The following is a 21,740-nucleotide window of genomic DNA, read 5'->3' on the forward strand; positions in this document are numbered from 1 at the left end:
GTGCGGGGGCGAGGAGCCCCCGCAAGCCGCAGGGGGCCACTTGCTCATGTATTAAGAGGGGATATGCGTTTGCGCAGGTCAGAGGGTGTTCCCAGGGTCTGGAAGCGTTATTCGAGGTACGGTTTCGCAACAAGTCATTTCCTATGGGCAATGTGTTGTTGCAAAAGAGAACATTGCGCCGCGAGGGCCGGGGCGATGCGCACCGGGACGGCCCTCGCGGGGGGACGCAGGGCGCCGGGTTTCCCGGGAGAAAGGAGAGGGGACACATCGGGACAACGCCTTGCCCATAGGCAAGATGAAGGTAGGGTGTGCGTACTTCCGGTTGCCCCGAAGCGGCGACGGCACCACAGGAGACGGGACCACAGAAGGGGGAGGGGTATGCCGCAGCTCGGTCCGGACCGCCGCGAGGCCGTCGACCGGACCACCGGGGAGATCCTCCAGCTCGAACTCTTGGAATCCGACAGCGACCAATCCCGGGCCAAGCCGCCGATCCGCTACGACTGGAGCCCACCGGGGCGTCACGTCAACGTCGGCAAGCGTCTGATGTCGATGGTCTGGCACAAGGAATCGGGCTACGACCAGAACGACCGCGACGTCCTGGGCTTCTTCATCGCCCACGCCCCGGAGGGCACCGAACCCCTCCGGCTGACGTTCAAGGAGATCAGCGAGATCCTGGGACTGCGCCGCGACACGGTCAGTCGTTCGGTGGGTAGACTCCATCTGGGAGGTCTCCTGCTGGAGACGGAGAAGGTCGGCAGGATCCGCTTCTTCCGGATCAACCCCCGCGCCGCGTTCGACGGATCGGCCGGCGCACAGGTACAGGCGACCATAGAGGCCCGGCACCCGGTGGTCCCGGCGCCCGCACCACCGGCGAGGAAAGCACCCGCCAGGCCGGCCGGCCGAAGGAGGAAGGCATCGTGACAGCGGCGACGCAGCGCAGCGAGGTCCCCGTGACCGCGGAGCTGGTGCACGCCATCCTCTTGAAGACCGGCGGTTGGCAGGGCGCCGACCTCAGAGTGCTGCTGTACTACCTGACCGCCGCCCCCATCGGCGGCATCGTCCGGGAAACCGGCAAGGAGATCGCCCACAAGCTCATGCTCTCCGAGGGCAACGTCTCCAAGAGCATCAAGCGACTGCGCGATGGGGAGTGGATCACCCTCGCCTACTCCGTGGGCAACGTCCGCTTCCACAAGGTCGGGCCACAAACCCTGGCCCTCACGGGCGCCTCCGCCCCCGCGGAGCAGCCCATGGCCGAGGTCCATCACCTTTCCCTGCATCGTTCGCGAGATCGAGGGTGACCTCTGCGTCGGCCCACGCGTCACCGGCGCGCGGGCCGACGGCCTCCTCCCGACCGGCAGGGGGTCTCGGATCCGTGATGGACCGGTGTCCCGAGGCCTGGGGACCGGGGGACACCGGGGCCGGTGGGAAAGCCGTTACGGAGAGCTTCGGACGTATTGGGTGACCGCGCGTTCCGCCGTGACTGCGAGGAGCCGGTGCAGACCGCGCTGGTTGCGGAGGCGGGAGGCGTCCAGCGCCAGCACGGCACGGTCGCAGCCCAGATCCCGCAGTTCCCCGAGCGCGATCGCGATCAGCGCGAGACCGATGCCCAGGCCCCGGGAGGCCGGAGCCACGGTCATGTCCACGATCCGACCCTTTCTCCCGCCGGCCTGCGCGAGGACATGGCCCACGGGCCTACCGGCCATCTCCATCAGGAGGCTGACGCCGCCACCCCGCTCCGTCGTCACATCGAACTGGGCCAAACGGGCGCGGAACATCTCATAGCCGAGTGTTCGGGCCCCCCTCGTGCGGGTGAGGCCGTGGATGGTGTGCAGGGCACGCACGTCGTCGGGATCGATGCCGATCCGTCGCACCAGGGCGCCGGCGGGCAGGTCGGGGGGCAGGGGGGCACGGAACAGGTCGATCTCGCTCTGGACGTAGGTGACCCGCCGCCTGAAGCCCATCTCCTCGAGAACACGGGGAACCACCGGATCACCGATCAACACCCCGCCCACGGTGACCTCCGTGGTCTCCACCCATTTCCGGGAAAGCACGGCGGCGCGGTCCATGAGGCGGGTTAAGAGGGCACGCGCCATGATCTCGTCGTCTTCACCGGGCAGAACGGTGAGAGTGCAATCCAGGGAGGGACCGCCACGGACCGTCAGGGCCGCCCGGGCGGCCACATCACCCGGGGGGTGGGTCAGACACCAGCTGCTGCACCGCGGGTCGTAACCCGGATGGTCGGTTTCCAGAAGAACATCCTCCCGGGTACACCAAGCGGTGCCCGTGACGGCTTCCTCGTATATCCGAATGAATTGGACGAGCCTGTCCAGGGGTACGTCCGCCGAATTCTTCACCGCCAGGTGCGGGGGCAGGACCATGTGGTGGGGGACTCCTTCGGACTCGTCTCGCTCGCAGGGGCGACGGGGAGGATGAATGAAAGTGGGGCGTGTTCGATCGGTGCGACGGTCGGGAGGAATCGCCGTGGTACCGCTCCATCGGGTTCCCGGCCCCCGCCCCACGCCCGTACCGGGGAGGGAGCGCCGGTACGTCCCGGTCGCGGATCGCGGACCCGTCCGACCCCGGGGGCCGGGGCATCGGCGGGATTCGGCGAATCGACACGGGAGGGCGAGCCCTTTCACCACGCCCGTTTCGAACCGGGGAGCCGGCGCCCTCGCGGCGTGCCCCCGGCGCCGGGCACCGGGGGCGCCCCGACCGACGGCACATCGCGTGTGATCCGACCCTCCCGGGCGGCAGGTTCCCCGGGGCCCGGCGACGCGTCCCGGAGCGGGTTCAGTTCCCCGGGCATCGGGGTGACCGACGATCCGCCCACCCACCGACACGAACGTTTTGTTCGCGGTCGGCCATCGAACGGTTCACAGATACTCTCCCAGGAAATGCGTCTCGAGTTCGGCGGAGATCTCGGCACGGAGTTCTTCCTCGGACTCCCCCATTGCCGCGAGCCACTCCTCGAACTCCGCTTCCTCCTCGGAAGGCGTGGCCCGGCCACCTGCCTCGGTGTCGGTGTATTCCGGGTCGAAGCCATCGCGTCCGGTCATGCTCCGCACCCCTTTCTTCTCACACGCAGGCCGAAAAACTTACGAAGAGCGGCGAGCCGTCTCTTTCGCCTATTTCGGATGATCTCAGCGCTGCGTGAGGGCTGCATCTTCCGAACTGCCCTCATCGAGCCGACACCGCCCGGTCATCCTGTCAGGCGGCGGTATCCAGAAAGCCCGGCGATCCGGGGGTCGGACGGGCCCGGGCCATCCACAGAATCTGGGACAGCATCCTCAGGAGTCGTTCCTCCCGGGGAACCGTCTGCTCCTCCTCGGACCCCGGTGCCCGGGGGATCACCACGCCCACCGAAGCGGGCCGCCCGCGGACCGCGCGGCCGATGGCGCGCAGCGTGGCCAGGGTGGCCTCCGCGTCCCCCGACGCGGCACCGACGGCCACACAGCCGATGGCCCGTCCGTCGAGATGGGGGACCGGTTCCCGCAGGTCGGAGATGTAGTCCAGGGCGTTCTTCAACAAACCCGAAACGGTACCGTGGTAGGCGGGGGAGACCAGGACGACACCGTCGGCGGAGCGAAGTTCGTTGAGGAATTCCCCCACCTCGTGCCGGGTCTCGGAGAGTCCCGGCCGGTAGGCGGGAAAGTCGATGCCGGCTCCCTCGAAGACCCGGACCGTCGCGTCCTGTTCGGCGCAGCGCCGGGCGCACCAGTTGACCACGCGATCACAGGTCGAACCCTCTCGCAACGACCCGCTGACCAGCACGATGTGCGGTTTTTTCCCGGGCGCCGAGCGCCCCGGCGTCCGCCGGGAGACCTCCCCCGGTACCGGGGGAAGGAGCCTCCGGGAGCGGCTCGGGAAGGGCTTCCACCCCAGCACGTCGTCGATGCCGCCCGACCGGCCGTGACCGGCACCGGTGACCTCCCCCTGCCCGCGGGGCTCCTGTCCGCGGGACCCCGACAGAGCCCCGACCGGCCGCCCCGGGGCCCCCCGGCCACGCGCCGCGAGCACCAAGGCGGTGGTCCGCTCCATGCGTTCGCGCTCGTACGCCACCAGCGCGGAGGGGACCGAGTCATGGGAACCCAGCGCGTCGGCGAGGGCGAGCGCGTCCTCCAGCGCCGTGCCGGGGCCCTCCCCGAGGACGGGGACCATGGGGTGCGCGGCGTCACCGAGCAGGGCGACCCGACCGTCCACCCAGCAAGGTGCCGGGTCGCGATCATGGACATCGGTCACGACGATGCCGTGCGGATCGGAGTTCCCGATCAGCTCCACCACCGGCGGATACCAACCGATGAGGGCCTCGACCAGATCCCGCCGGGCCCGGTCGGGCCCCTTGGCCGGCCAGACGCCGGGAGGAGAGGCGATGGTGGCCGTCCAGTACACCGTGTCGCCACGGACCGGGGTGACGCACAGGCGAATGTCCCGTCCCTCGAACGTGTACAGGCGAGGTCCCGGCACCGAACCACCGGTGAGGCCGCTCATCGAGGCGTAGCCCCGGTACACGGGGGCGCCGTCACCGACGACACGCCGCCGGATCGCCGAGTCGATGCCGTCCGCGGCCACGAGGGCCGCGCACTCCACACTCCTGTCCCCGGACAACCGCACGGTGACGCCGTCGTCGTGGGTGACGTAGTCCTCCACCCCGCTGGAGAGCAGCACGGCCGCGCCCGCCGCGAGGGCTTCGTCGAGCAGCGCCCGTTGCAGCGCGGACCGCAGAAGAAGGATCCGCGGCCCTCCGCGGGGCCCACCCGGCGGATCGATGGGCTCCTCCGCCAGGACCGTGCCCCCCGGGTCCATCACCAGCCGCACCCCGCCGGGTGGGGCGACCCGGCCCAGTTCGCGGAGCCGGTCGCCCAGGCCACCCCCGAGGGCGTCGACGGCCCGCACGCCATCGGGGGAGAGGACCAGTCCTCTCTCCCGGGTGTCGAGCCGCTCGGCCCGTTCGATGACCGTGACCTCCATGCCCCGACCGGCCAGCGCGATGGCCGTCGCGAGTCCGCCGATACCGCCTCCCGCGACTGCAACCGACTCTCTCCTGGCCATGGCGCGGCTCTCCCTCTCCCGGATGTACGGGTGATGTGTGACGTTTCGACCCGTTCCGTGCGATCGGGCGCATCCCGGGAGAGGGCACCTCGTGACTTCTCCCCGGGAATGGTCGTCCCGCGCCCTTCCGTGGCGGTGCGCGTGGTCGCGACCACGGAAGGGCGCGCGGCGGTCGGACGGGACCGGCCGGGCAGGACCTCGCCGAGGAAACCACCGGTGATGCCCGGCGGGCAACAAAACACTCGACGGGACGGAGACTTCAGCAACTCAACGGATCCGAGGAGGGTTTTGGGTGTCGGATCCGCGGGGGCGGCGCGGCGAGACGGCCCGCCACGACGACAGCGGTCCTCAACGCGGCCCACGAGGTGAGTTCCACCAGTTCCCGGTCGCCGGGGTGGTGCTCACGAAAGGCGGCGACGTCGGCGCCGGTGAGCTGCTGCGCGGAGAACGCGGTCAGCAGCGCGATCCGCCCGATGGCACGCTGGTCCGGCTCCCGGAGCCCGGCAAGCGCGGCTTCCAAGCGGGCACGCCCCGGACCGGGGGCTCCCTCGCCGTCGTCCGCGAGTCGATCGGTGAGAAGCGCGCGCACCGGATGGGGCACCCAGCGTGCCGCGTGCTCCACCGCGGCGACCGAACGGGCGAGGGCGTCCGCCACCGCCGGAGCGGCCTTTGCCCATCGCAGTTCCGACGGCAGCGGAGCCCCGGGCAGCAGGTCGTCGTCGGCGTCCGTGTCGAGGGAGCCCCCCGCCGGGCGCATGGTCCTGGCGACGGCGCGCAGGATCGGGCCGCGCAGGGCGGCGGGGGCGGGCACGGGGGAGTCGTCGAGGAAGACGTTCACCATGCGGTTGAGGTAGTGGAAGGTGAGCGCGACCCCGATGATCTCCGCGGTCTCCCCGGCACCGAACGGGGCCGGTTCCCCCTGTCCGGCGCCCGAGCGCAGCCACGCGGCGGCCTCCGCGCCCGGCGTATCGGGTGTCGGGCGCGGCAGGGTGTCCACGGCGGCCTGGTGGATGTCGACGCAGTACGGGCAGGAATTGGCCCGGGAGACCTCGGTGGCGACCGCCTCCTTGACCGCCCGACCGACCCTGCCCTCGGTCAGAAGGGTCCGACTGAGCAGCAGCCAGCACGCCGCGAGCGGTCCGGGGGCGCTGGAGTGCAACGCCAGGGGCGGCGCGAGCACCCCGAACTCCCGCTCGGCCCGCGCGTACACGCGGGCCACCTCACCCCCGGCCCGGTTCGGGGGAACCGCCGTGACGTGGTGAATATCGCGCAACGAGCCCCGCACGACGGCCCGGACGATCGTTCTCGTCGTCATCGTGATGCCCTTCCCGAACAAGGCGTCGCCCGGTGGTCGGCGGGACCGTACCCGGCCCCGCCCGAGCCTCGGACGCACGCGTACTGGTTTCCGTCGTTCCCCGCGCGGTGCCGGTCCGGGAGACCGCGTCGGGGCCGATCCGGTTGCTCCCCGCCGCCCGTTCCCGACGCGGGATCCGCTCCCGGCCCGTTTCCCGGTGGCGTGTGGCGCGGGCCCCGCGCCACACGCCACCGGGGTCGATCCTGACACCGGCGACCCGCGGATCCGTTATCCGATCGTGCGCCCCGGGCGCTCCCGTCACGGCCTCGGCGCACCCACCGGCACGGTGCAGCAACCGTGGAGATGCGGCCGGCCCGCCGGGAATCGAGGATGAACCGCCGTGCTGCTGGAAAGCGGTCGGGCGCCTCGAGGGGAGTGACGAACCGTGGAAGACACGACGGATCCGACGGAGATCGGAAAGCACTACGACGCCCGCTCACCCATCGGCAACGAATTCCGTGGCGGGGAACTGCACATGTGGTACTGGTACGACCACCAAGACGACACACCACTGCCGGAGGCCGTGCGTCGTATCACCCGCAAGGTCACCGAAACCCTGGGGTTGCGCCCCGGCGAGCACGTGCTGGACGCCGGGTGCGGCCCGGGGGAGACGGCGCTGTTCCTGGCCCGGGACCACGGGGTTCGGGTGACCGGCGTGACCGTGAGCGGGTTCGAACTTGGCCGGGCCCGTGAACGGGCCGAATCCGCGGGGCTGACCGATCGGGTGGACTTCCGGTACGGCGACTACACGAACCTGCCCTTTCCGGAGAACTCCTTCGACGCCGTGCTGGCACTGGAATCCCTGCAGAACGCGCCCGACCCGGCCCGGGTGCTCGGTGAGCTGTACCGGGTGCTGCGTCCCGGTGGCCGTATCGCGTTCTCCGATTTCACCCTGGAGAACACGACCGAACCGGAGCGGGTGGAGCGCTTCATGACGACACTGAAGCTGCCGGTGCTGCCCACCCTCCCCCAGTGGCTGGAGTACACGCGGGCGGCCGGGTTCGAGGTCGCGGAGTACACGCAGTGCGGACCGCGCGTGTTCGGCATGAAAGGGAAGTACCTGAAGGCCGCCATGAACATGCGGGAGGAGATGGCGGACAGGTTCGGTCACAGCGGTGTGGCGGAGTTCTCCCGGATGCACCGGGGCTTCTTCGCACCCCGCAAGGACCAGATCGGCTACGCCATCATCGGCGCGGGCAAACCGCACCGACCCCGATGACCGGGAGGCCCGGGAGGGACGCCGGAAAGCGGACGCGGCACGGAACAGGTACGCAATCCAGAAGACGCCCGGGACACCCCCCGGCACCATACTGATGGCCGAGCGCCGCACCCTGGCGGACGGACATCGGCCGCGGGCGAGCCGGTGGGGCCCGCCCGTCCACGCGGCGACACCACCGTCACGTGCGCACCCGTTCCCCGCGCGTTCGGGCACGGCCGCCACGACCCTCACCGAGTGGAAGGACTCCCCGATGCGGGTTCTCTTCGTCACCAACCCCTTCAGGGCACATCTGTACGTACAGGTCCCGTTGGGGTGGGCGCTCCGTACCGCGGGGCACGAGGTGTGTGTCGCGGGCCCGCCGGACATGGCCACCGCCATCGCGAACACCGGGTTGCCCGGGGTGTCGGTCGGCCCCGAACTCCTCCTCGAGAAGAAGATGGCGCAGGCGGTGCCGGACGACGCGCCGATGAAGATGGCGGGGACGGCGCCGGGGGACCGGCAGGCGGGCCCCGTGGACCCGAGAGCCCTGCGCACCGGCAAGTCGAGGCAGGAGGACTTCGGTTGGGGCGACCCCCGGGTCGAGCTGGAGGATTTCACCGCGGGCGTGCGCGATGTCTTCTGTCCGGACTCCGCCTTCGACGACCTGGTGGACTTCGCCCGGCTGTGGCGACCCGATCTGGTGATCACGGATCCGACCGCTTTTCCCGGCGCGGTGGCGGCCCGGGCCGTGGGAGCCGCACACGCCCGGATGCTGTGGAGCGTGGACCGGGTGGCGCAGCTGCGCGCCGCCTGCCGCTCCGGCTCCGGGGACGCCGGCGACCCCATGCGGGAGTGGCTGGAGCCGATCCTGCGAAGGCACGGCTGTGATTTCGACGAGACCGCGGTCCTCGGGCAGTGGACCATCTCCCCCTCCCCGCCGTGGATCCGGCAGCCGGAGGGCATCCCCTACCTTCCCGTGCGCAACATGGCGTTCAACGGGCCCTCGACCGTCCCGGGATGGGTGTACGAGCGCCCCACCCGGCGCCGCGTGTGCATCACCCAGGGCATCTCGCACCGTGATGCCACCATCGGGGGCTCCGCATCGGTCCGGGCGCTCCTCGACGCGGTGGCCGACCTCGACGTCGAGGTGATCGCGACCCTGGACGCCGGGCAACTCGGCTCCGTGACCATCCCCGACAACGTGCGTGCCGTCGACTTCGTCCCCCTGAACGCCCTGCTGCCCTCCTGCTCGGCGTTCGTCCACGAAGGCGGCACCGGGGCCTTCGCCTCGGCACTCGAGCACGGTGTTCCACAGATCATCGTCCCCAACGACTTCAAGGTCGAGAAGTGGGGCGGCCCGCTGGCCATGGCGAACGGCCTGGAGAGCCGCGGTGCCGGGGTGTACGCGGGCAACTCCGGCACCTTCTCCGCCCGGGCGCTGCGGGACGGTCTCGAGCTGGTCCTGGGGGACCCGTCCTATGCCGCCCGGGCCGCCCTGCTGCGCACCGAGATCAAGGCGATGCCGACCCCGAACGAGATCGTGCCGCCCCTGGAGAAACTGACCGCCGAATACCGCACCCCCCGTGCCTAGCAGGGCCTGCCCGCGTCGAATTCACAGGAGCACCGCATGGAAGGCAGCATGAACATCACCGAGTGCACCGAGTGTCGCATCTGTGGCAACCGCAACCTGCATCCCGTTCTCGACCTGGGAACCCAGGCGCTGACCGGCATCTTCCCCGGCCCCGGCGAGAGCGTGCCCACCGCCCCGCTGGAACTCGTCAAGTGTTCCCCGGACGGTTGCGGCCTGGTCCAGCTGCGACACACCGCCGACCTGTCGCTCATGTACGGCGCCCACTACGGATACCGCTCCGGTATCCGCCCCTACATGATCAACCACCTGCACGGAAAGGTGGAGAAGCTCACCGGGATGGTGGGCGGTCTCGGTCCCGATGATCTGGTGCTCGACATCGGAAGCAACGACGCCACCCTGCTCCGGGGCTATCCGGCGAACGGCCCCACCCTGGTGGGGATCGACCCGACGGGGGAGAAGTGGCGCTCCCACTACCCCGACCACATCGACCTGATCCCGGACTTCTTCTCCAAGGCGGGCTTCACCGAGCGGTACGGCGATCGCAAGGCCAGGATCGTCACCTCGATCGCGATGTTCTACGACCTGCCGGACCCCACCGGGTTCATGGCCGACGTGCGCGACATCCTCACCGACGACGGCGTGTGGCTGGTCGAGATGAGCTACCTGGTCTCCATGCTGGAGGTGCTGGCCTACGACGCGGTGTGCCATGAGCACCTCGAGTACTACGCGCTGGCCCAGATCGAGTGGATGGCCGAACGCGTCGGGCTCACCGTGGCGACGGCCGAGGTCACCCCGGTCAACGGCGGCAGCCTGTGCCTCACCCTCGTCAAGGACCCCTCCCGGCACACCATCGACACCGCCGGGATCGAACGGATCCGTCGGCGGGAGGCGGAACTCGAGCTGTCCACCATGGCCCCCTACGAGGACTTCGCACGCCGTGTCCGCCATCACCGTGACGAACTGCGGGCGTTCCTGGAGGAGTCGCGGGCGGCCGGCAGGGTCACCCTGGGATACGGGGCGTCGACCAAGGGCAATGTGGTGCTCCAGTACTGCGGGATCGATTCCCGCGACCTGCCGTGCATCGGCGAGGTCAGCCCGGAGAAGCACGGCCGCCTCACGCCCGGCACCAACATCCCCATCGTCTCCGAGGAGGAGGCCAAGGCCCTGCGTCCCGATCAACTGCTGGTGCTCCCCTGGGTGCACCGGGAGGGGTTCATCGAGCGGGAGCCGGACTTCCTGGCGGAGGGCGGAAGGATGGTCTTCCCCCTGCCCACCATCTCCGCCGTCTGACCCGGCCCGACCGGCTTCCGCCCCGAGAGCAGAAGGGAACATCGGCGCCCATGGTCGTCCACCCGTGGATCGGCGCGCACCGCCCGGGGGCACCCGCCCGGGCCGGGGAACCCGACGGGGCGGGGGAGGTGAGGAGGTGAGCGCCCTGCGCATGGGCGTGATCGGCTGCTCGGCGTTCGGCGGACGCACCATGCTCCCGGCCATCCGGGACACCCCGGGCACGACCCTGACCGCCGTGGCCAGCCGTGACCGGGCCAGGGCGGTGGCCTTCGCCGACAGATTCCGCTGTGACCCCGTGGTGGGCTACGAGAACCTGCTCTCCCGCGAGGACATCGACGCCGTCTACATCGCGCTGCCCAACGCCCTGCACCACGAGGCGGCGCTGGCGGCGATGGAGAGCGGCAAGCACGTTCTGGCCGAGAAGCCGCTGACCACCACGGTCGGGGACACCGTCGAACTGTGCCGGACGGCGGCCGAGGAGGGCCTGGTGCTGCGGGAGAACTTCGGTTTCCCGCACCACGGCCAGCACCGGCGGGTACGGTCCCTGGTGGACGACGGACGCATCGGCCGACTGCGCCACATGGAGGGCTCCTTCTGCTTTCCGCCGCTGCCCGGGAACGACATCCGCTACCGGTCCGATCTCGGCGGCGGCGCCCTGCTCGACGTCGGCGTGTACCCGGTGCGGGCCATGCAGTACTTTCTCGGCGACGACCTGACCGTCACCGGAGCCGTGCTGCGGCACGACCCGGTCTCCGGGGTGGACGTCTCGGGCGGCTTCACCGCCTGCTCCCCGGACGGGGTCATCGCGAGTGGCACCTTCGGCTTCGAACACAGCTTCGGATCCCGCTACCGCCTGTGGGGCAGCACCGGCCAACTCACCGTGGAACGGGCCTTCACCCCCCCACCCTGGTACACGCCGACCCTGCGCATCGTGTCGCAGGACCACACGGAGGAATTGACACTGCCCGCCGAGCACCAGCTCGTTTCCTGCGTGAAAGCCTTCGCGGACGCCGTCGGGGTCGCCCGGGACCGGGGGCGCGATCCGGCCCACGGGGAATGGTCGACCACGGCCGTCCGCACCGCCGAGCTGGTCGCCGCGATCGCCGCCACGGCCCACCGGATCCGGCTGCCCTGACCCCGGGGGGCACCGGGCCGGGGCCCCGGCCCGGTGCCCGGAACGGCCCGGTCAGGCAGTCGCGCGCGCGCCGCCCGATCGGGCGGCGACGCAGTCGCGTACCTCCGTGATCACCCGGTCGACATCGGCGTCGGAGAGCGACTGGTGGATGGGCAGCAGCAGGGTCCGCTCCGCGGCCGCCTCGGCCCGCGGCAACACGGCATTCGACCCGTACGCCCCCACCCGGTGCATCAGCGGGTAACGGAACGTGGTGTAGATGGACCGCTCGTAGAGATCACGAGCCACCCGGTCGCGGACACCGTTCTCGAACTGCACCCAGTACATGAAATGGGACGTCGTGTGGCCCACGGGCAGCGGCGGGGGAAGGCGCAGTCCGGCCACCCCGGCCAGTCCCTCGTCGTACGCCCGCGCGATCTCGCGCCGGCGGTCGACGAACTCCTCGAGTCGGCTCAGCTGGACGGTGCCGATGGCGGAGAGCACGTCGTTGGTGGTGGAGCGGCGGGAGAACGAGGCCACGTCGTAGTCCCACCATCGGGAGTTCGAGCGCAACGCCTGATCGTAGCCGCTGTGGAACGACGTGGACGGGCCGGAGGAGCCGGAAGCGGGCCGCTTCAGACCCAGGTAGGCGACCTCGGGAGCCCGGGCGGCGAGTTCGGGGTCGCGCACGTAGAGCATGCCCCCGTCCACGGTGACCACGATCTTGGCGTGGTCGAAGCTCCACAGACCCATGTCCCCGAACGTGCCGCAGGCACGCCCGTCCACGGTGGACGCGACGGCCAGGGCGGCGTCCTCGACCAGGTGGACGCCCCGGTCACGGCACAGCTCGGCGATCTCGGCCACCGCCCCGGGGCGGCCGCCGTAGTGCAGTATCACCACGGCCCTGGTGCGCTCGGTGAGCACCGCCTCGACATCGGCCACGGTCGGGTTGAGTGTGGCCTCGTCGACGTCGCAGAAGACGGGGCGCGCCCCGCACGCGGCGATCGCGTTGCCGACGGCGACGAAACTCACCGTCGGCAGCACGACCTCGTCGCCGGGGCCCAGACCGAGCAACTCCATCGCCATGAACGTGGCCGAGGTGCAGGAGTTCGTCGCGGTGACGTGCTCGGAGCCGACACCGAGATGGCGGGCGAACGCCGCCTCGAAAGCGGTGGTACGGGCGCCGCGGCCGACCCAGTTGCTCTCGAACACCTCTCGCACCGCTGCGAGCTCCCGCTCACCCAGCGCCGGTTGCACGACGTTGATCACGGGGTCCATCAGGACTCGCCTCCTTGCCATGGGGCTCACACGGGACATCCGGCCGGAGCCCGACCGGGACTCGGCGTTCGGGTCACGAACCGGTCAGGCACAGAAGCAGGGTTCTGAGCTCGACGCCGAGGTAATAGCTGTGCCGCACCAGCGACAGCAGTTGTTCGACCGTGACCCACTGGAAATCCGGTGGCACCCGCAGCGGGAAGCCGTCATCGGCCTCCACCACCAGGTACCGGGTCTCGGCGTGGAGGAAGCGCCCACCCTCCTCGGACAGCACCACGTCGTACCGCACGCTTCCCGTTCCGGATGCCGACAGGACGTGGTCGAGGAACTCCGGCCGGTGCTCCACCGGCGTGCGGTCGAGGTCGTCCGTCGCGAAGCGCACGGTGGGACCGAGTTCCACCGTGTCCAGGTAGCCGGGCAGGGCCTCCGCCCGCACCAGCGCGTGGAGTCTTCCCCCGATGCTTCTGACCACCAACCCGGCCAGCGTCGGACCGTGCGGGGCCAGGAGCGGCTGTTCCCAGCCGTGCACCTCGCGGGTCCGGGCCCGGGCCCGGACCCCGACGATGCTGAAGCCCCCGTCGTCCTCCCGGCGGATCCTCCCGGCCTCCCGGCGCCACCCCACCACGGAGTCCATCGGGACCAGCCGGGCGGACAGCTGTTGGGCGCTCTTGCGGCGGGTGAACCAGCCCAGGACCTCTGCCATCGTGAGCCGGCCGCTCGGTTCCCCACGGTGACCCGACGCGGCATCCGAGCCGTTCCCGCCCACCGGGCCGCCGGCCGCGCCGAGCAGACATCCGAGAACCGATCGGGTGTCCATGTTGACGATGTTGCGCCGTTGGAGCAGGGCGTGGATCTGTCCCAGGGTCAGCCAGCAGAAGTCGTCGCGCGGGGGAACGTCGCCGGTGACCTCCACGACGACATTCCGGTTGCGTTTGAGGTGGAACCAGGCGCCCTGTTCCGACTGGAGGACATCGGTGAGGACCCGGTCCCCGGCCGGGTCGGTGAAGTACTCCACATAGGGGGTGCGCCCGCCCCGGTGCACCCGGGTGTAGTTGCTGGGTGTCGCCTGGACCGTGGGCGACAACTGCACCATGCCGGCGTTGCCCGGCTCCATCTTGGCCTGCAGCAGGAAGTGCAGGACACCGTCGAACTCCTTGGCGAGGATCCCGAGGATGGCGATCTCCCGCTGCACCAGGACGGGCTGCCACCACTCCTCGACACGACCGTGGTTCGTCCGCACGTGGAGTCCTTCCACGGTGAAGAACCGGCCGCTGTCGTGTTCGAGGTTGCCGGTGCCGGGAGCGAACCGCCACCCCGCGCACCGGGTCAACTCGTCCAACGGGATGGGGGTGCTCTCGAAGGGCTGCCCTCTCCTGCCGGCCAGCCAGTCGTCGACGTCCGGACTCATCGAAGAGGTGGCCGTGCGCGCCGAGGTGACGACGCGGGCGAGGAGCGTGCTCATGACGGGCCGGTCGGATGTGCGAGCACGGGGGTGCCTCCTCGGGGTCGCGGGACCGTCCTCATCGTGGTCGGGCCGGCTGCGCGACGCATCTCCCGACGTGCGGTGCGACGCGGCCGGCCCCGGGGCACGGCCGGGTTGGGCACCACGGGAGATGCCCCACCGGGGCGGGAATCGGCACGCTGTCCGCGTGCCGTCCTGTCACCTGCCGAGAGTGGGATACATGAAAGCGTTGTCCGGTCGGCTGATGCCGTCCACCACGGTGATCGCAACGAAACCCACGGGGACCGCTGCCGCTGCCGCGGCCCGGGCCGGGACGGGGAGGTAACGGTCATGGCGCGGATTCTGATCACCGGGGGATGCGGCTTCCTGGGCAGTCACCTGGTCGATGAGCTGGCGAGGCGGGGCGAGGAGGTCATCGTCTTCGACGGCGGCGAGCCGCCCCCCGGCAGGCCGGCTCCGCCATCGGTGCGCCACGTCACCGGCGACATCCGCGACGCGGCCCGCTTGGCCGAGGTGCTCGATGCCGGCGTGGACACCGTCTACCACCTCGCCGCTGTCGTCGGCGTCGATCGCTATCTCGCCCGCCCGCTCGATGTCATCGACATCAACCTGCTCGGCACCCGGAACGTGTTGGCACGCGCCGCGGAGACGGGCGCGAAGGTGGTCGTCGCGAGCACCAGCGAGGTCTTCGGGAAGAATCCCGCGGTTCCCTGGCGGGAGAACGACGACCGGGTCCTGGGCGGCACCGAGGTGGACCGGTGGTGTTACGCCTCCAGCAAGGCGCTGGGTGAGCATCTCGCCTTCGCCTTCGCCCGCGAGCGCGGGCTGAGGATGGCGATCGTGCGCTACTTCAACGTCTACGGGCCACGGCAACGACCCGCGTTCGTGGTCAGCAGGAGCATCCACCGGGCCCTGAACGGAAAGCCGCCCGTGGTCTACGACGACGGCGGTCAGACCCGGTGTTTCACCTATGTCCGGGACGCGGTGGACGCGACGATCACCGTCGGCACCGGGGAGAAGGCGGTCGGGGAGTGCTTCAACATCGGCAGCTCGGACGAGACCACGGTGGGCCGCCTGAGCACGATGATCGCGGAGCTGACCGGCACCGCCGGCCCCGTGCCGGTGCACACCCGTGACCGACTGGGCGACGGGTACCAGGACCTGCGCAGACGGGTCCCGGACACCACGAAGATCAGGACGACGCTCGGTTGGCGGTCTCGGACGGACCTGCGGGAAGGCCTCGCCCGGACCATTCGGTGGGCCCGGGAGAACCCGTGGTGGCTCGCCCTGCCCGACAGCGGTGTGACACCGGGGGACGCCCGACCCGAACGCTCCCGTCCCCCCACCGCGGCCTGACCCCCGGCCGTCCGGGCCCCGACGCCCCGCGCGGCAGCCGGCCGCGCGGGGCGTCCACGGGAGCGGCGATCCCCGCCGACCGGCGCGGCCCCGACCGGGGCGGTGATCCGCCGGGCCGGTCGGGGAGAGGCCCGGGAAGCACCGGGGGCGCGGGTCAACCGTGGACCGGCCGCCCACCTCGAACGTCCCGCCCGCTCCCGGGGGTCCCGCGACCGATGCCCCGGTAGACGTATCCGGCCGCGCGCAGTTCGGCGATCCGATCTTTCGGGTAGTAGGCGCGGCCATCGAACAGCAGGCACGGTCGGGCCACCGGGAGAGCCGCGAAGTCCACCTCGCGGAAGTCGTCGTGCAGGGCCAGGACCGCGACGCAGTCGGCCCCGCGCACCGCGTCCTCGAGGCATTCCTCCGGTTTGCCGCCGAACAGCTCGGCCGCGGCGTCCCGGTCGACCAGGGGGTCGTGGAGACGCACGGTGACCCCGTGGGTCTCCAGGGCCCCCACCACGTCCCGGGCCGGGGTGGCCCGCAGATCCCCGGTGTTGTTCTTGAACGCCAGGCCCAGCACGGCCACGGTCGACGCCGCCGGATCCCGGCCCATCTCGGCCAGGGTGTCCACGATCAGCCGCGCGGTGTACTCCGGCATTCCGGCGTTGACCCGTCTGCCGGCGGCGGCGGTCCGGATGCGCACCCCCTGCCGGTCGGCGGTGTGCCAGACCATCCAGGGGTCCTTGGTCAGACACGACCCGCCGACACCCACGCTGGGCAACAGGATGTTGACATTGCCGCTGCCCTTGGGGATGGAGTTCGCCGCGGTGATGACATCGAGTACATCCGCGTCGTGAAGACCGCACAGCTTGGCCAGCTCGTTGGCCATGGCGATGTTCAGGTCGATCCACCAGTTGTCGGCCAACTTGACGATCTCGGCCGCCTCCGGGGTGTCCATCGCGATGACGTCCACCCCCAGCGCGCGCCGCCACAGCTCGCCGACCGACGCCGTGCACTCGGGCGTGAGGCCACCGACCACGATGGGGAAGGTCCGCAACTCCCGCAGGGCCGTGCCCTCCGCGAGTCGCTCCGGACTGAAGGCCAGGCCGAAGTCCTCCCCCGCCGTCAGCCCCCGCGCCTCCAACAGGGAACGCAGCAGACCGCGGGTGGTACCGGGCGGCACCGTGGACTTGAGCACGACGAGCTGGCCGCGTCGCAGATGCCCGCTCAGCTCCCGGGCGCAGGACCGCAACTGCCCGTCGTCCAACGAGCCGTCCTCGCGCACCGGTGTGCCGACGGTGATCAGCACGACATCGGCGGCACCGGCCTCGGCGGTGTCGACGGTCATCCGCAACCGCCCGGAGTCCAGGGCCGAGAAGAGCATCCCGGCGAGACCGTGCTCGTTGAACCGGCACTCCCGCCTGTTCAACTCCTCCACCAGTGTGGGGTCGGTGTCCACCCCGATGACATCGAATCCCCGGGCGGCCAGGGTCGCCGCGACGCAGGAACCCACGTACCCGAAGCCGATGACCGCCACGGTCGGATCGGTGTGGTCGGAGAGAAAGCGCATCGTACCCGTCCAATCGAAGACAGCGGGGGCCCGCGCCGATGGTCCTCACCGCTGTGCGCGGCGGGCATCTCCTGGTTTGCCCTTCCCCCGGAGAGCACCCGGGAAGTGGGTGGGTGTTCGCGACATCCCTACCGTGGGACCGACGGCAGGCGAACGAGGAACGGTGGTACCGCGATGACCCAGTCCACGGAGCCCGTCCCCGGAACCATCCGGACGATCTCCTCCCGGGAGGTGTACCGCAACCCCTGGCTCTCGCTGCGCGAGGACGTGGTGGAGCGTCCCGACGGCAGCCGCGGCATCTACTCCGTGGTGGACCGGCCCGACTACGCCGTGGTGATCGCCGCCGAGCGCGACGGGTTCCACCTGGTCGACCAGTACCGGTATCCGATTCGCGCACGGCACTGGGAGTTCCCCCAGGGCTGCTTCCCGCCGGGCCGCACCGGCACCGCGGAGGACCTGGGGCGCGCCGAACTGGCCGAGGAGACCGGTCTGAGCGCGACGTCGTGGACTGCGCTGGGAACGCTCAACGGCTGGCACGGGGCCAGCGGGCAGGCGTTCACCGTGTTCCTGGCCACCGGCCTGAGCGCGGGAACGCCCCGACGCGAGCACGAGGAGCAGGACATGCGGCACCGCTGGGTCCCGCGCCCCGAATTCGAGCGGATGATCCGCGCGGGCAGCGTACGCGACGACTCCACCCTGGCGGCCTACCTGCTGCTCCAACTGCACGAACGAACCCTCGGGTAGCCCGACCCATCGGCGTTCAACCGTGGTACCCGGCCGGTCGCGCCCCGTCCGCCGGTTTCCACGCCGATCCGCCGGGGCGCCCCCTCCCGGGCCGCGGGCCCCGCCGAGCACCGCAATCCGGAAGATGCCCTCCGGGTCCCCGCCGTAGGACGATGTTCGCAGACATGCGATCCCGCAGGGTCCCCGCGGCCCCGCACACGCCCATGCGACCGCGCAGCGTGAATCGTCCTCCCCGGACGACGCATCTGCCGGCCGGAGGGCCGGGCCGCCGCCATCGGCTTCCGGGCCCACCATCCCGATGCGGACGGCACGTGCCGGTCCGCTCCGTCCGCGGAACCGCCGTTCGGTCCGATCGGTGCCCGCCGGAGCCGCTCCGTGGCGGCGGCCCCGTGTGCGCCGGTGCCGCATCCCCCCGGGGACCGAACGCTTCGCCGAAACCCCGTCGTACGACATGAGGAGAACCTTCATCGTGGAGAAGACCAATACGGGCGTCGAGCAGGACATCGTGCCGGTCGCGGAGCTGCGCGCCGCGGTCGGCGGCCAGGTGCTCGTCCCCGGCGACCCCGGCTACGACAAGGCCCGTACCACGTACCTGGGGGGGATGGACCAGCAGCCGGCCGTGATCGTGCGACCGGCCGACGCCGATGACGTGGCGCGCGTCGTCTCCCTGGCCGGTGAGAGCGGGACGCCCCTGGCCGTCAAGAGCGGCGGGCACAGCATGTTCTGCCTCGCCGACGGCGGCATCGTGCTCGACATGTCCTCGATGCGCGACCTGCGGATCGACACCGAAACACGCACCGCCTGGGCCGAGACGGGTCTGACGGCCGGTGAGTTCACCAACGCGGCCGCCGAGCACGGCCTGGTCACCGGCTTCGGGGACACCGGCAGCGTCGGCCTCGGCGGTCTGACCACCGGCGGTGGCATCGGCTACCTGGTCCGCAAATACGGCCTCACCATCGATGACCTGCTGGCGGCCGAGGTGGTCACCGCCGACGGTGTCCTGCGCCGGGTCGACGCCGAGAACGAGCCCGAGCTGTTCTGGGCGATTCGGGGCGGTGGGGGCAACTTCGGCGTGGTGACCCGAATGCGGTTCCGGATGCACGAGCTGGAGACGGTCCTCGCCGGCCTCCTGGTCCTGCCGGGCACCCCGGAGGCCATCGCGGGCTTCGTCGAGCAGGCACAGCGGGCGCCGGACGAGTTGTCCGGCATCGTCAACATCATGTGCGCGGAACCGTGGCTGCCGTTCGTTCCCGAGGAGCTGCACGGCAAGCCGATCATCATGGCCATGATGGTCTACGCGGGTGAGGGCGAGGCGGCCGAACAGGCCCTCGCGCCCTTCCGCGCCCTCGACACGCCCCTCGCCGACATGATCGCACCGATCCCCTACCGGGAGGTCTTCCCCCCCGAGGACGAGGACCACCACCCGGTCGCCGCGGCCCGCAACCTGTTCGTGGAGACCCTCGACAGGGACGACGCCGCGCTGATCCTGGAGCGCATCAACGCCTCGACGGCCGCCATGGCGGCCGTTCAGGTGCGGGTGCTCGGTGGCGCGATGGCCCGGGTGCCCGGGGACGTCACGGCGTTCGCCCACCGCGACCGGAAGGTGATGATCAACGTGGCGGCCGTGTACGAGAACCCGGACGAGGTCGAGGAGCACACCCGCTGGGCCGAGCAGCTCACCCACGATCTGCAGAAGGGCGTGCCGGGCGTGTACGTCAACTTCCTCGCCGACGACAGCGAAGCCCGGATCCGGGAGGCGTACCCGCAGGACACCTGGGAGCGGCTGCGGGCCGTCAAGCGGACCTACGACCCCTCCAACGTGTTCCGGGTGAACAACAACATCCCGCCCGCCTGAAAGACCCGGTCCTCCACGGCCCGCCCCGACCCGCCCCCGGTGGTCGGGGCGGGCCGTGGACCGTGTCACCGACCACCCCGACCCGCCGCAGGTGTCCCCGCCGACGACCTCCCGGCTCCCACCACCGGGACGAGCCCGAATGTCACGGCCCGCTCCCCGGATCCCTCCCGCGGGGCCCCGACCCGCGGGAGCCCGCCGAACGCCCTCCCGCCCTCCGGGGCGAGCGCACGCCCGGCGGTCGCCCCTTCCCCCGCCGGCGCCGTCCACGCCGCCCGGGCGGGAAACCGCACACCGGAAGATGCGCACTCCTCCGGTCGGGTGTCACATTCGGCTCCCGCCGGCCCGATGTGACGAACCCGTTCAGCCGAGGCCGAAATTCGCCCACGCGCCCGGAAGGTTTGTCATGACGACATCACAAGTTGGCGTCGGCACCACGGGGGAACCACCCCTGCTGCCGTCCCTGACGAGTATGCGGTTCCTCATCGCGACGATCATCTTCTTGTTCCACGGAACCAACTTCGTGCTGTTCGCCTCCCCCGGAGTGGGCGAGCGCTACCTGTCCCTGGTCACCATGGGTGGCTGGGCCGGCATGAGCTTCTTCTTCATCCTCAGCGGCTTCGTACTGACCTGGGTGGCTCGCCCGGACAATCGAACCGGAACGTTCCTGCGCCGCCGCCTGGTGCGCATCTTCCCCAACCACCTGGTGATCTTCGCCCTCACCGCGATCCTCATGGTCACGGTGCTGGGGCAGGCTTTCGACGGCCCCTCGGCGGTGCTCAACGTCCTGTTGCTGCAGGCGTGGTCCCCGGCGCTCGACGTCCGGATCGGCTTCAACGCCGTCTCCTGGTCGCTCTCCGCCGAGCTGCTGTTCTACCTGTGCTTTCCCGCACTGCTGCTCCTGGTGCGCCGGATCCGGCCGGAACGGTTGTGGGCCTGGACGATCGGCCTGCTGACCGTGATCGCCCTGGTCGTCCCGTTGGCCGCGAAGCTGCTTCCCCGCCGGGAGGTGATGCCGTTCCTCGAACTGAGCCAGGAGCAGTTCTGGATCCTCTTCCACTTCCCGCCGGTGCGGATGTTGGAGTTCCTCGTCGGGATGCTGCTCGCCCGCATCGTGATGACCGGACGCCGGGTGCCGCTGGGATTCGGCGGGGCGGCGGCGCTGAGCGTCCTCGCCTACGCCGTCGGTCCGCTGTTCCCGCCCGAGTTCCGGATGGTGGCGGTCATGGTCGTTCCGATGTCCCTGCTGATCATCACCGGTGCCGTCTCCGACCTCAACAGAACCCGGCGGACCCTGCTCTCCAGCCGCCCGATGGTGTACCTGGGCCACCTGGCGTACGCCTTCTACCTGGTGCACATGCAGGTGCTCGTGTACGGCACCCACTGGCTCGCCCCCGGCCGATTGTTCGACACGCCCTCGGGGATCGCGATGCTGGCGCTCCTCTTCTGCGTGGCGGTGGCGTTCTCGTGGGTCCTGTACAAGGTGGTGGAGCAGCCGATGATGCGTCGCTTCGGGGCGGACCGCCGGACCCCGCGGGCGGTTCCGCCGACCGACGACACGGCACGGCCCGCGACGGACGAGCCGGCCGCGGCCACCACCCCCCGGGCCGCCGGCGTGGGCCACTGACCGTCTCCCGCCCGGACCGCGCTGCGGACGCGCTCCGGGCGAGGACGGCAATTTGAAAGATGCCGCCCCGTGATCGCCGATGTGACGCTGGCCCGGGACCCCGGGGTGAGTCGGGGGTGCTGTTCGCGCCACACCACCGTGCACCTTACGGAGCCGGCCGGGGGTCCCTCGATGGCGAGAACCGACGGCCCGCTCGATGTGAAGGAACAGCCGTGACGCAAAACCTGGAAAGAACCCACGCGCCCGTCAGCGCGCCTCCGCAGGCCCCCGCCCCGGGAG

The 21,740-nt window shown here is 70.8% G+C and carries 17 protein-coding genes; 10 read left to right on the plus strand and 7 right to left on the minus strand.

The genetic code is table 11. The features are described from left to right. Positions 1 to 378: 378 nt before the first annotated feature. Both FNQ90_RS00645 and FNQ90_RS00650 read left to right on the plus strand, forming a co-directional pair. Positions 379 to 921 (plus strand): MarR family transcriptional regulator, encoded by a 543-nt coding sequence (locus tag FNQ90_RS00645; RefSeq protein WP_182604446.1) that lies wholly within the window; start codon positions 379 to 381, stop codon positions 919 to 921. Next, positions 918 to 1,298, plus strand: coding sequence for a hypothetical protein (locus FNQ90_RS00650; RefSeq protein ID WP_182604447.1), 381 nt, complete (start codon positions 918 to 920; stop codon positions 1,296 to 1,298). The genes FNQ90_RS00645 and FNQ90_RS00650 overlap by 4 nt, the downstream gene beginning before the upstream one ends. Before the next feature lie 135 nt (positions 1,299 to 1,433). Here the strand turns inward: FNQ90_RS00650 and FNQ90_RS00655 are convergent, their stop codons facing one another. From FNQ90_RS00655 to FNQ90_RS00670, 4 genes are all read right to left on the minus strand, one after another. Next, positions 1,434 to 2,378: a GNAT family N-acetyltransferase gene (locus FNQ90_RS00655; protein WP_182604448.1), complete on the minus strand. Its 945-nt coding sequence runs from the start codon at positions 2,376 to 2,378 to the stop codon at positions 1,434 to 1,436. Positions 2,379 to 2,873: 495 nt separating this feature from the next. Continuing rightward, entirely contained in the window at positions 2,874 to 3,056 is a 183-nt protein-coding gene (locus tag FNQ90_RS00660; protein ID WP_182604449.1) for a hypothetical protein, read from the minus strand. 151 nt (positions 3,057 to 3,207) lie between these two features. After that, complete coding sequence (locus FNQ90_RS00665) at positions 3,208 to 5,286, minus strand: NAD(P)H-dependent oxidoreductase (RefSeq protein ID WP_323379708.1); 2,079 nt, start codon at positions 5,284 to 5,286, stop codon at positions 3,208 to 3,210. A 22-nt stretch (positions 5,287 to 5,308) separates the two neighbouring features. Next, positions 5,309 to 6,364, minus strand: a complete 1,056-nt coding sequence (locus FNQ90_RS00670; protein WP_182604451.1) for a carboxymuconolactone decarboxylase family protein — start codon at positions 6,362 to 6,364, stop codon at positions 5,309 to 5,311. A gap of 424 nt (positions 6,365 to 6,788) precedes the next feature. Between FNQ90_RS00670 and FNQ90_RS00675 the strand changes: the two genes are divergently transcribed. From FNQ90_RS00675 to FNQ90_RS00690, 4 genes are all read left to right on the plus strand, one after another. Then, entirely contained in the window at positions 6,789 to 7,622 is an 834-nt protein-coding gene (locus FNQ90_RS00675) for an SAM-dependent methyltransferase (protein ID WP_182604452.1), read from the plus strand. Between the two features lie 250 nt (positions 7,623 to 7,872). Then, positions 7,873 to 9,192, plus strand: coding sequence for an activator-dependent family glycosyltransferase (locus FNQ90_RS00680; RefSeq protein ID WP_182604453.1), 1,320 nt, complete (start codon positions 7,873 to 7,875; stop codon positions 9,190 to 9,192). Positions 9,193 to 9,228: 36 nt separating this feature from the next. Then, positions 9,229 to 10,482, plus strand: coding sequence for a class I SAM-dependent methyltransferase (locus tag FNQ90_RS00685; protein WP_228470761.1), 1,254 nt, complete (start codon positions 9,229 to 9,231; stop codon positions 10,480 to 10,482). 136 nt (positions 10,483 to 10,618) lie between these two features. Continuing rightward, positions 10,619 to 11,617, plus strand: a complete 999-nt coding sequence (locus tag FNQ90_RS00690) for a Gfo/Idh/MocA family protein (protein WP_323379709.1) — start codon at positions 10,619 to 10,621, stop codon at positions 11,615 to 11,617. 51 nt (positions 11,618 to 11,668) lie between these two features. On the opposite strand, the gene FNQ90_RS00695 is transcribed toward FNQ90_RS00690, so the two are convergent. Both FNQ90_RS00695 and FNQ90_RS00700 read right to left on the minus strand, forming a co-directional pair. After that, positions 11,669 to 12,871, minus strand: coding sequence for a DegT/DnrJ/EryC1/StrS family aminotransferase (locus tag FNQ90_RS00695; RefSeq protein ID WP_182604454.1), 1,203 nt, complete (start codon positions 12,869 to 12,871; stop codon positions 11,669 to 11,671). 73 nt (positions 12,872 to 12,944) lie between these two features. Continuing rightward, a complete protein-coding gene (locus tag FNQ90_RS00700; protein ID WP_182604455.1) occupies positions 12,945 to 14,330 on the minus strand; it encodes an NDP-hexose 2,3-dehydratase family protein in 1,386 nt (461 codons plus the stop codon). Between the two features lie 330 nt (positions 14,331 to 14,660). Here FNQ90_RS00700 and FNQ90_RS00705 point away from each other — a divergent pair, with 330 nt between their 5' ends. Beyond that, positions 14,661 to 15,686, plus strand: a complete 1,026-nt coding sequence (locus tag FNQ90_RS00705) for an NAD-dependent epimerase/dehydratase family protein (protein WP_182604456.1) — start codon at positions 14,661 to 14,663, stop codon at positions 15,684 to 15,686. A 154-nt stretch (positions 15,687 to 15,840) separates the two neighbouring features. On the opposite strand, the gene FNQ90_RS00710 is transcribed toward FNQ90_RS00705, so the two are convergent. Further along, complete coding sequence (locus FNQ90_RS00710; RefSeq protein ID WP_182604457.1) at positions 15,841 to 17,238, minus strand: nucleotide sugar dehydrogenase; 1,398 nt, start codon at positions 17,236 to 17,238, stop codon at positions 15,841 to 15,843. A 174-nt stretch (positions 17,239 to 17,412) separates the two neighbouring features. On the opposite strand from FNQ90_RS00710, the gene FNQ90_RS00715 reads away from it, so the two are divergent. From FNQ90_RS00715 to FNQ90_RS00725, 3 genes are all read left to right on the plus strand, one after another. Then, complete coding sequence (locus FNQ90_RS00715; protein ID WP_182604458.1) at positions 17,413 to 17,982, plus strand: NUDIX domain-containing protein; 570 nt, start codon at positions 17,413 to 17,415, stop codon at positions 17,980 to 17,982. 469 nt (positions 17,983 to 18,451) lie between these two features. Further along, positions 18,452 to 19,837 (plus strand): FAD-binding oxidoreductase, encoded by a 1,386-nt coding sequence (locus FNQ90_RS00720; RefSeq protein WP_323379710.1) that lies wholly within the window; start codon positions 18,452 to 18,454, stop codon positions 19,835 to 19,837. A 403-nt stretch (positions 19,838 to 20,240) separates the two neighbouring features. Further along, complete coding sequence (locus FNQ90_RS00725; RefSeq protein ID WP_182604460.1) at positions 20,241 to 21,461, plus strand: acyltransferase family protein; 1,221 nt, start codon at positions 20,241 to 20,243, stop codon at positions 21,459 to 21,461. The last annotated feature ends 279 nt before the right edge of the window (positions 21,462 to 21,740 follow it).

It is taken from the genome of Streptomyces alkaliphilus, from assembly GCF_014141535.1.
Taxonomy (GTDB): Bacteria; Actinomycetota; Actinomycetes; order Streptomycetales; family Streptomycetaceae; genus Streptomyces; species Streptomyces alkaliphilus.